The following is a 10,796-nucleotide window of genomic DNA, read 5'->3' on the forward strand; positions in this document are numbered from 1 at the left end:
GTGGCCGAAGGGTGTGGGTGTTACGCATGCTGGTCTGGCGAACTATGTGGGTTTTGTGCCGGGTGGGTTGGGTTGGGGTGTGGCGGGGAGCCGGTATGCGTTGTTGCAGCCGGTGGTGACGGATCTGGGGAACACGGTGGTGTTTGCCAGTCTGGTTTCGGGTGGTGTGTTGCATGTGCTGGGATCCGGGGGCGGTGACGGATCCGGTGTGGGTGGCGGGTATGTGGCGGAGCATCGGATTGATTTCTTGAAGGTGGTGCCGTCGCATCTGGCTGCTCTGGGTGGTGTGGTGGGTTTGTCGGCGTTGATGCCGGCTGGTGGTGTGGTGCTGGGTGGTGAGGCGGCGTCTGCGGGTTGGGTGGGTGAGTTGCTGGAGGCTGCGGGTGGGCGGCCGGTGTTCAATCATTACGGGCCGACGGAGACCACGATTGGTGTGGTTGCCGGGCGGTTGGTTGCTGGTGCGGTGGCGGGTGGTGTGGTGGCGCTGGGTCGTCCGGTGGCCAACATGCGTACCTATGTGTTGGATGGCTTGCTGCGGCCGGTTCCGCCGGGTGTGGTGGGTGAGTTGTATGTGGCGGGGCCGCAGTTGGCGCGGGGGTATGTGCAGCGGCCGGGGTTGACGGGTGAGCGGTTTGTGGCGTGTCCGTTCGGTGGTGTGGGTGAGCGGATGTATCGCACGGGTGACCGGGTGCGGTGGACGGCGGATGGTGAGTTGGTGTTCGTCGGGCGTGCGGATGACCAGGTGAAGATCCGGGGTATCGGATCGAGCCGGGTGAGGTGGGGGCGGTGGTGGCCGGGCATCCGGGGGTTGTGCAGGCTGTGGTGGTCGCGCGTGAGGATGTTCCGGGTGATGTCCGTCTGGTCGGCTATGTGGTCGGTGATGGTATGAACCCCGACCTGGGTGAGACGGTGCGCCGGTATGTGGCGGAGCGGTTGCCGTCCCACATGGTGCCGTCGGCCGTGGTCGAACTCGAAGCACTGCCGCTCACGCCGAACGGCAAACTCGACCGCAAAGCCCTCCCCGCCCCCGACTACGTGGGTGCCGTCACGGTCGGCGCGCGAGGGCCTGCCACCCCGCAGGAAGAGCTCCTGTGTGCCGCGTTCGCCGAAGTCCTCGGACTGGACGGCGTCGGCGTGGACGACGACTTCTTCACCCTCGGCGGACACTCCCTCCTCGCTGTTTCCCTGGTCGAGCAACTGCGCAAGCGCGGCGTCGTGTTGACGGTGCGGGACGTGTTCGGCACACCGACACCGGCCGGGCTCGCGGTCGCCGCGGCTCCTGAAGGCGTGGCGGTGCCGGAGAACGGGATCCCGGACGGGGCGCTGGAGATCACGCCCGAGATGCTGCCGCTGGTGAACCTGGATGCGGCGGAGATCGAGCGGATCGTCGCGGCCGTGCCGGGCGGGGCGGCCAACATCGCCGACATCTACCCACTGGCGCCGCTCCAAGAGGGCATCTTCTTCCTGCACCTCATGGCCGACCGCGACGCGGGCGATGTCTACGTACTGCCCTATGTCCTCGACTTCGACTCCCGGGAGCGCCTGGACGGTTTCCTCGGCGCGATGCAGCAGGTGATCGAGCGGCACGACATCTACCGCACCGCGATCGTGTGGCAGGGGCTGCGCGAACCGGTGCAGGTCGTCGCACGCCGGGCCACGCTTCCGGTGCGAGAGGTGGTCCTGGATGCCGATGGGCCGGATGCGATCGAGCAGTTGCTGGCCGCCGGCGGCTCCTGGATCGAATTGAACCGTGCCCCGCTGCTGCAGGTCCACATCGCCGCGGATCCGCACAGTGGCCGGTGGCTCGCGCTGCTGCGCGTGCACCACATGATTCGCGACCACAGGACGCTGGAGGTGCTGCTGGGGGAGCTGCGGGCGATCCTGTCCGGGCGGGCCGGAACGCTGACTGGCGCCCTGCCGTTCCGGGACTTCGTCGCCCAGGCACGCCTCGGCACCGCGCCGGAGGAGCACGCACGCCACTTCGCCGAGCTGCTGGGAGATGTCACCGAGCCCACGGCTCCGTTCGGGTTGCTCGACGTACGCGGTGACGGTCTGGAGGCGGTGCGGGTCCAGGCCCCCGTGGACGACGACCTGGCCGGGCGGGTGCGCCTGCTGTCGCGGCGGTTCGGTGTCTCCGCCGCCACCCTGTTCCACCTGGCGTGGGCACGGCTGCTTGCGGCGGTCTCCGGCCGGGACGACGTGGTGTTCGGCACCGTGCTGTTCGGGCGGATGGACGCCGGTGCCGGGGCCGGTCAGGTCCTCGGGCCGTTCATCAACACCCTGCCCGTACGGGTCCGCCTCGACGGCAGGACCGTGCGCGGCGCGCTGGACGAACTCCGGGACCAGCTCACCGCCCTCCTCGCACATGAGCACGCCCCGCTCGCGGTGGCGCAGAAAGCGAGCGCGGTGCCCGCCGGCAGTCCGCTGTTCACATCGATCTTCAACTTTCGGCACCAGCAGACCGCGATTCTGGAGTCGGGGCCCGGCCTGGAGGGCGTTCGGGTACTGCTGTCCCGGGACCGCACCAACTACCCCCTGGACGCGGCGGTCAACGACACCGGGTCCGGCTTTGTCACGACCGTCGACGCACTGGCCCCCGGCGACGCCCACCAGGTCACCACGATGCTGCACACCTGCCTGGGCCGTCTCGCGGACGCCCTGGAGGAGAACCCCGACCTTCCGCTGAGCGCCGTACCGGTGCTGGATGCACAGGAGCGGCGGCGCGTACTGACCGAGTGGAACGACACCGCGCTCGACGTGGCGGCCGCCACGCTTCCTGGGCTGTTCGCCGCTCGGGTCGCGGCCACTCCCCACGCCCCTGCCCTGATCTGCGACGGAACCGAGCTGACGTACGGACAGCTGGACGCGCGGGCGAACCAGTTGGCCCGCCGCCTGGCCGCCGCCGGCGTGGGTCCCGAGTCACTCGTCGCCGTGATGATGGAGCGCTCCGCCGACCTGGTCGTCACGCTCGTGGCGGTGCTCAAGGCGGGCGGTGCCTATCTGCCGGTCGATCCCGGCTATCCCGCCGACCGCGTGCTGTACATGTTGAACGACGCCCACCCGGTGTGTGTGATCACGACCCAGGAGTGCGAGGAGGCCGTACCGGGCCTGGTCGGCGTACCCGTCCTGGTGCTCGACGAGCCCAGGATGGCACAGCAGCTGTCGACGACGGACGACGGCCCGCTGACCGTGGCCGAACTCGGCGGGCCACTGCTGCCGGCCCACCCGGCGTATGTGATCTACACGTCGGGTTCGACGGGGCGGCCCAAGGGTGTGGTGGTGTCGCATGCCGGTCTGGCGAGCCTGGTGGCGACGCAGGTCGAGGCGTTAGGTGCCGGTCCGGGCAGCCGGGTGCTGCAGTTCGCTTCGGTGAGCTTCGACGCGGCCACCTGGGAACTGGTGATGGCGCTGTGCAGTGGTGCGGCTCTGGTGGTGGCCGGGGCGGAGGATCTGCTTCCCGGGCCTTCGCTGGTGGACTTGGTGGCGCGGCATGGGGTGACGCATGCGACCCTGCCGCCTGCTGTGCTGGGTGCCCTCGACCCGGATGGCCTGCCGTCGGTGACGACGTTGGTGTCGGCGGGCGAGGCCTTGGGCGCTGATGTGCTTGCACGTTGGGCGCGGGGGCGGCGGTTCGTGAACGCCTATGGCCCGACCGAGACGACGGTGTGCGCCACGATGAGCGCTGCCCTCGAACCCGGTGCGGATCTCTCCATCGGACGGCCCATCACCAACACACGGGTCTACGTCCTGGACGACCGTCTGGAACCGACGCCGCCCGGTGTCGCCGGCGAACTCTACGTGACCGGTACCGCGCTGGCCCGGGGATACGCGCACCGGTCCGCGCTGACCGCCGAGCGGTTCGTGGCCTGTCCCTACGAGAGCGGCCTGCGCATGTACCGAACCGGCGACCGGGTCCGCTGGACCCAGGATGGGAACCTGGAGTTTCTCGGCCGCGCCGACGACCAGGTCAAGATCCGCGGTCACCGGATCGAGCCAGGTGAGGTGCGGGCCGCCGTGGCCGCGCATCCGCAGGTCGCCCAGGCCGCGGTCGTCGCCCGCGAGGACGCGCCCGGCGACATCCGCCTGGTCGCCTATGCCGTCCTCGCCGAAGCCGGTCCGGAAGAGGGTGACACGGCCGGACTGCCGGAAGCGATAAGGGAGTTCGCGGGGCGGCGGCTGCCCGCCCATATGGTGCCGTCGGCCGTCGTCACGCTCGACGCGCTGCCCCTGACCCCCAACGGCAAGCTCGACCGCGCCGCCCTCCCGGCGCCGGACTACGCGACGGATCGCGGCGGCCGTGGCCCAGCCGACGCATGGGAGGAACTCCTCTGCGGGGCGTTCGCCGACGTGCTCGGCCTGGACCGGGTCGGAGTCGACGACAATTTCTTCGACCTCGGCGGCCACTCACTGCTGGCGACGCGGCTGGTGAGCCGGCTGCGCTCGCTCCTCGGCGTCGAGGTGGCGATAGGGACCCTGTTCGAGGCCCCCACACCGGCGGGGGTCGCTGCCGCGCTGGGCGGGGCCGCACCGGGCCGGGCACCACTGGCACGGCGGGAGCGGCCCGAGCGAGTGCCATTGTCCTTCGCGCAGCGGCGGCTGTGGTTCATCGGGCAGCTCGAAGGCCCCGGAGCCGTCTACAACGTGCCCGTCGCCCTGCGTCTCTCCGGCCATGTGGACCGGGAGGCACTGGACGCGGCGCTGCGGGACGTACTGGGCCGGCACGAGGTGCTGCGGACCGTGTACGCGGTCGCCGACGGAGAGCCGTACCAGCGCATCCTGGACCTGGACGCGCTGGACTGGGGGCTGGAGACGGCCGACGTCAGCGAGGAGGAGCTGCCCGCGGCGCTCGCGCGGGCCGCCGGGAACGCCTTCGACCTCGCTACCGACGTGCCCGTCAGGGTGCGGCTGTTCACCACCGGGACCGATGAGCATGTCCTTCTGGTGGTGATGCACCACATCGCCGGTGACGGCTGGTCGGGAATGCCACTGGCGCGGGACATCTCGGTCGCCTACGCCGCACGGCTCGAGGGCCGGGCGCCGCAGTGGGAACCGCTGCCGGTGCAGTACGCGGACTATGCCATGTGGCAGCGCGAACTCCTGGGCGACGAGGAAGACCCGGACAGCCTCCTCTCCGAACAGGTGGCGTTCTGGCACGAGACACTGGCCGGGGCGCCCGAGGAACTGGAGCTGCCCTTCGACCGGCCGCGCCCTGCGGTCGCGAGCCACCGGGGGCACCGGGTGCCGCTGCGGGTTCCGGCCGGGGTGCACCGGCGGCTGCTGGAGCTGGCCCACACCGAGGGCGTGACGCTCTTCATGGTGGTGCAGGCCGCGCTCGCGGTGTTGTTGTCCCGCCTGGGCGCCGGGACGGACATCCCGATCGGCGCGGCCATCGCCGGCCGTACGGACGAGGCGCTGGACGAGCTGGTCGGATGCTTCGTCAACACCCTGGTGATGCGGACGGACCTGTCCGCCGACCCGACCTTCGCCCAGATCCTCGCCCAGGTGCGCGGCACGAGCCTGACCGCGTTCGCGCATCAGGACGTGCCGTTCGAGCGGCTGGTCGAGGAGCTCGCGCCCACCCGTTCCCTGTCCCGGCACCCGCTGACCCAGGTCATTCTCACCGTGCAGAACACCGCGAAGGCGGCCCTGGAACTGCCCGGCGTGCAGGTCGCTTCGCTGGCGACGGACGACGTGACGACCAACTTCGACCTGCACCTGATCCTGGGCGAGGAATATGACGGCCAGGGCACCCCGGCGGGCCTGCGCGGCACACTCACGGTCGCGGCCGACCTGTTCGACCCGGACTCGGCCGACCGGCTCGTGAGCCGGCTGGCGCGGCTCCTGGACGTCCTGGTGGCCGACCCGCGCCTTCCGCTGAGCGCGGTTCCCGTCCTCGCCGAGGACGAGCGGCGCCGGGCGCTCGACGAGTGGAACGACACCGCAGCCGACATACCGGCCGCCCCGGCACCGCACCTGTTCGCCGCACAGGTGGCGCGCACCCCGGACGCGGTGGCGGTACTGGCCGACGGTGTCGAGGTGTCGTACGCCGAACTCGACCGCCGCGCCAACCGGCTGGCCCGCCATCTCCTCGGCGCCGGAGTGCTGCCCGAGTCGACGGTCGCCCTCTGCCTACCGCGCGGCCTCGAGCTGGTGACCGCGATCCTCGCCGTATGGAAGGCCGGGGCCGCGTATCTGCCGGTGGACGCCGAGTACCCCGCCGAGCGGATCGCCTACATGCTCTCCGACAGCCGGGCCGCCCTCCTGGTCTCCACCAGGGAGATGCTCAACGAGCTGCCGTCGGCCAGCATCCGCGCCATCGCGATCGACGGTCCGGCGGCGGAGGCGATCGCGGCTGGGCCCACCACGGACCCGGGCCTCGACATCGCCCCCGGGAACGCGGCATACGTGATCTACACGTCGGGTTCGACGGGGCGGCCCAAGGGTGTGGTGGTGTCGCATGCCGGTCTGGCGAGCCTGGTGGCCGCGCAGGTCGAGGCGTTAGGTGCCGGTCCGGGCAGCCGGGTGCTGCAGTTCGCGTCCGCGGGCTTCGACGCGGCCACCTGGGAACTGGTGATGGCGCTGTGCAGTGGTGCGGCTCTGGTGGTGGCCGGGGCGGAGGATCTGCTTCCCGGGCCTTCGCTGGTGGGTCTGGTGGGGCGGCATGGGGTGACGCATGCGACGTTGCCTCCGGCTGTGCTGGGCGCACTGGATCCGGGTGGTTTGGCGTCGGTGACGACGTTGGTGTCGGCGGGTGAGGCGTTGGGTGGTGATGTGCTTGCGCGTTGGGCGCGGGGGCGGCGGTTCGTGAACGCCTATGGTCCGACGGAGACGACGGTGTGCGCGACGATGAGCGCTCCGCTGGCCGTGGGGGATGTGCCGCACATCGGTGGTCCGATCACCAATACCCGGGTGTATGTGCTTGATGGCGCCCTGGGTCCGGTGCCGCCGGGTGTGGTCGGTGATCTGTATGTGTCCGGTGCGGGGCTTGCGCGGGGGTACGTGGGCCGGCCGGGGTTGACGGGTGAGCGGTTTGTGGCGTGTCCGTTCGGTGGTGTGGGTGGGCGGATGTATCGCACGGGTGACCGGGTGCGGTGGACGGTGGACGGCGAGTTGGTGTTCGCGGGGCGTGCGGACGATCAGGTGAAGATCCGTGGTTTCCGGATCGAGCCGGGTGAGGTGCTCAGTGTCGTGGAGGTGCATCCGGGGGTGGCGCAGGCCGCGGTGGTGGTCCGTGAGGATGTCCCGGGTGATAGGCGTCTGGTGGCGTACGTGGTTCCCGCCGGAGACGAGACCGACAGCGAACTGACCGCATCTGTGCGGGAGTTCACGGCCGGGCGGCTGCCGGAGTACATGGTCCCCTCCACGACCGTGGTGCTGGACACCCTCCCGCTGACGGTGAACGGCAAACTCGACCGCGCGGCGCTCCCGGCTCCCGACTACGGAGCGGGTGCCGGCGCCGGCCGGGCACCGGCCGACGAGCGCGAGAAGGCCCTGTGCGCGGCGTTCGCCGAAGTGCTCGGACTCGCCGAAGTCGGCGTCGAAGACGACTTCTTCAACCTCGGCGGACATTCGCTGCTGGCGACCCGGCTGGTCAGCAGAGTACGGGCGATGCTCGGCGCGGAACTTCCGATCCGGGTGGTCTTCGAGACACCCACACCGGTCGCACTGGCGGCCTGGATCGCCGACCACGCCCCTCGCACCGAGAAATCCAGACCCACATTGCGGCCGATGCGGCAGCAGGAGGAGACCCGATGATCCCGGTGTCGTTCGCCCAGCGTCGGCTGTGGTTCATCACCCAGCTCGAAGGCCCGAGCGCGATGTACAACATCCCCATCGCCCTCCGCCTGACGGGGCCGGTCGACCGGCCCGCGCTGGCAGCGGCGCTGCGGGACGTGCTGGGTCGGCACGAGGTGCTGCGCACAGTCTTCGAAGTGTCCGGCGGCGAGCCGTGTCAGCGGATCGTGGGTCTCGACGATCTGGACTGGCAGCTCGAGGTGGTGGAGGTCGCCGCAGAGAACGTGTCCGGGGCGGTCACCGACGCCACCGGATACGCGTTCGACCTCGCAGCCGAGATCCCCATCAGGGCCTGGCTGTTCACCGCGGGACCCGAGGAGCACGTCCTGCTGGTGGTGCTGCACCACATCGCCGGCGACGGCTGGTCCACCGGACCGCTCGGCCGTGACATCTCCACCGCCTACGCCGCACGGCTCGAGGGCCGGGCGCCGGAATGGGAACCGCTGCCGGTGCAGTACGCGGACTATGCCATGTGGCAGCGCGAACTTCTGGGTGACGAGGACGACCCGGACAGCGTGCTCTGCGAACAGCTGGCGTACTGGCGCAGCGCGCTCGCCGGGGCGCCTGAGGAACTGGCCCTGCCGGCCGACCGGCCGCGCCCGGCCGTGGCCAGCCACCGCGGCCACCGGGTCGACTTCACCGTGCCCGCCGCCGTCCACGAGCGGCTCGCACAGGTGGCACGGGCCCACAACGCGACGCTGTTCATGGTCGTGCAGACCGCGCTGAGCGTGTTGCTGTCCCGGCTGGGGGCGGGGACGGACATCCCGGTCGGATCCGTCGTCGCCGGTCGTGTCGACGAGGCCCTGGACGATCTCGTCGGTTTCTTCGTCAACACCCTGGTCGTCCGCACGGACCTCTCCGGTGACCCGACCTTCGCACAGGTGCTGCGCCAGGTGCGGCAGACCAGTCTGGCCGGATTCGACTACCAGGACGTGCCGTTCGAGCGGCTGGTCGAGGAACTCGCCCCGGCCCGCTCCCTCTCCCGCCACCCCCTGTTCCAGGTGATGCTCACCGTGCAGAACACCGCACGGGCGTCTCTGGAACTCCCGGGAACCCGGGCCGAGCCCCTGTCGACGGTGGCCTCGGGCGGACTCGCCGTGGCCAAGTTCGACATGGACGTGCATGTCGGTGTCAGCGAGATGTTCGACGAGGCCGGGCATCCCGCAGGACTGCGCGGCGCACTCACCGCGGCCGCGGACCTCTTCGACCGGGAGTCCGTCCAGAGCATGACCGACCGGCTGGTCCGGGTCTTCCGTCTTCTGGCCGACGACCCCGAACTCCGGCTGAGCGGCGTCGACCTCTTGGAGACGGGTGAGCGGCACCGGGTGCTGAGGGAGTGGAACGACACGGCCGCGGACGTTCCGGCTGCCACCGTGCCGGAGCTGTTCGCGGCACGGGTGGCCGCCGCACCGGATGCGGTGGCGATGTTCGCGGACGGCGTGCGGGTCTCGTACCGGGATCTGGACGCCCGGTCGGACCGGCTGGCACGGGAGCTGGCCGGCCGTGGGGTGGGCCCGGAGTCGGTGGTCGCGGTGTGCCTGGAACGCGGGGTCGACCTGGTGGTCGCGCTGCTGGGCGTGCTGAAGGCCGGGGGTGCGTATGTGCCCGTCGCCCCCGACCATCCCGCTGACCGGATCGCTTTCGTGGTGGCCGATGCCGGTGCGGTGTGCGTGGTCGCGTCGACGGCCGGTGCGACGAAGGTGCCCGAGGGCGTGCCGGTCGTGATGACGGGCGGCGAGGCGGCAGTCGAGGACGAACCGCCGCGAAACACCGAACTGTTGACTCCTCCGCAGCCAGGGAACACCGCGTACGTCATCTACACGTCGGGTTCGACGGGCCGGCCCAAGGGGGTGGCCGTGGCGCACACCGGCCTGGGCAGCCTGGTAACCGCCCAGGCCGAACGCTTCGCCCTAGGTCCGGGCAGTCGGGTACTGCAGTTCGCCTCCCCGGGGTTCGACGCGGCCAGTGCCGAGATCTGGGTGAGCCTGTGCAGTGGTGCGGCTCTGGTGGTGGCCGGGGCGGAGGATCTGCTTCCCGGGCCTTCGCTGGTGGGTCTGGTGGGGCGGCATGGGGTGACGCATGCGACGTTGCCTCCGGCTGTGCTGGGCGCGCTGGATCCGGGTGGTTTGGCGTCGGTGACGACGTTGGTGTCGGCGGGTGAGGCGTTGGGTGGTGATGTGCTTGCGCGTTGGGCGCGGGGGCGGCGGTTCGTGAACGCCTATGGTCCGACGGAGACGACGGTGTGCGCGACGATGAGCGCTCCGCTGGCCGTGGGGGATGTGCCGCACATCGGTGGTCCGATCACCAATACCCGGGTGTATGTGCTTGATGGCGCCCTGGGTCCGGTGCCGCCGGGTGTGGTCGGTGATCTGTATGTGTCCGGTGCGGGGCTTGCGCGGGGGTACGTGGGCCGGCCGGGGTTGACGGGTGAGCGGTTTGTGGCGTGTCCGTTCGGTGGTGTGGGTGGGCGGATGTATCGCACGGGTGACCGGGTGCGGTGGACGGTGGACGGCGAGTTGGTGTTCGCGGGGCGTGCGGATGACCAGGTGAAGATCCGGGGTTTCCGGATCGAGCCGGGTGAGGTGCTCAGTGTCGTGGAGGTGCATCCGGGGGTGGCGCAGGCCGCGGTGGTGGTCCGTGAGGATGTCCCGGGTGATAGGCGTCTGGTGGCGTACGTGGTTCCCGCCGGAGACGAGACCGACAGCGAACTGACCGCATCTGTGCGGGAGTTCACGGCCGGGCGGCTGCCGGAGTACATGGTCCCCTCCACGACCGTGGTGCTGGACACCCTCCCGCTGACGGTGAACGGCAAACTCGACCGCGCGGCGCTCCCGGCTCCCGCGTATCGCACCGGGAGTGGCCGGGGCCCTGCCAACACCCGTGAGGAGATTCTCTGCGCTGGTTTCGCGGAGGTGTTGGGTGTGGAGTCGGTGGGGGTGGATGACGATTTCTTTGCTTTGGGTGGTCATTCGCTGTTGACGGTGCGGTAACTCGTCGAGTGG

Annotated in this window: 3 protein-coding genes; all 3 read left to right on the forward strand. The window is 70.5% G+C overall.

Annotated elements, in window-relative coordinates:
- The first annotated feature begins 13 nt into the window (after window positions 1-13).
- From SMIR_RS40510 to SMIR_RS40520, 3 genes are read left to right on the forward strand one after another with little or no spacing between them, the layout of a single operon-like run.
- Window positions 14-889, forward strand: coding sequence for an AMP-binding protein (locus SMIR_RS40510; protein ID WP_249938664.1), 876 nt, complete (start codon window positions 14-16; stop codon window positions 887-889).
- A complete protein-coding gene (locus SMIR_RS40515) occupies window positions 823-7,755 on the forward strand; it encodes a non-ribosomal peptide synthetase (protein ID WP_249938593.1) in 6,933 nt (2,310 codons plus the stop codon). The genes SMIR_RS40510 and SMIR_RS40515 overlap by 67 nt, the downstream gene beginning before the upstream one ends.
- Window positions 7,752-10,784: a non-ribosomal peptide synthetase gene (locus tag SMIR_RS40520; RefSeq protein WP_212728239.1), complete on the forward strand. Its 3,033-nt coding sequence runs from the start codon at window positions 7,752-7,754 to the stop codon at window positions 10,782-10,784. Before SMIR_RS40515 ends, SMIR_RS40520 begins: the two co-directional genes overlap by 4 nt.
- The last annotated feature ends 12 nt before the right edge of the window (window positions 10,785-10,796 follow it).

The sequence above is a fragment of the Streptomyces mirabilis genome (assembly GCF_018310535.1).
GTDB lineage: Bacteria > Actinomycetota > Actinomycetes > Streptomycetales > Streptomycetaceae > Streptomyces.

Bases quoted from the DNA above. Each gene is read 5' to 3' on its own strand.
- SMIR_RS40520 (WP_212728239.1), top strand. From the start codon at position 7,752: ATGATCCCGGTGTCGTTCGCCCAGCGTCGGCTGTGGTTCATCACCCAG.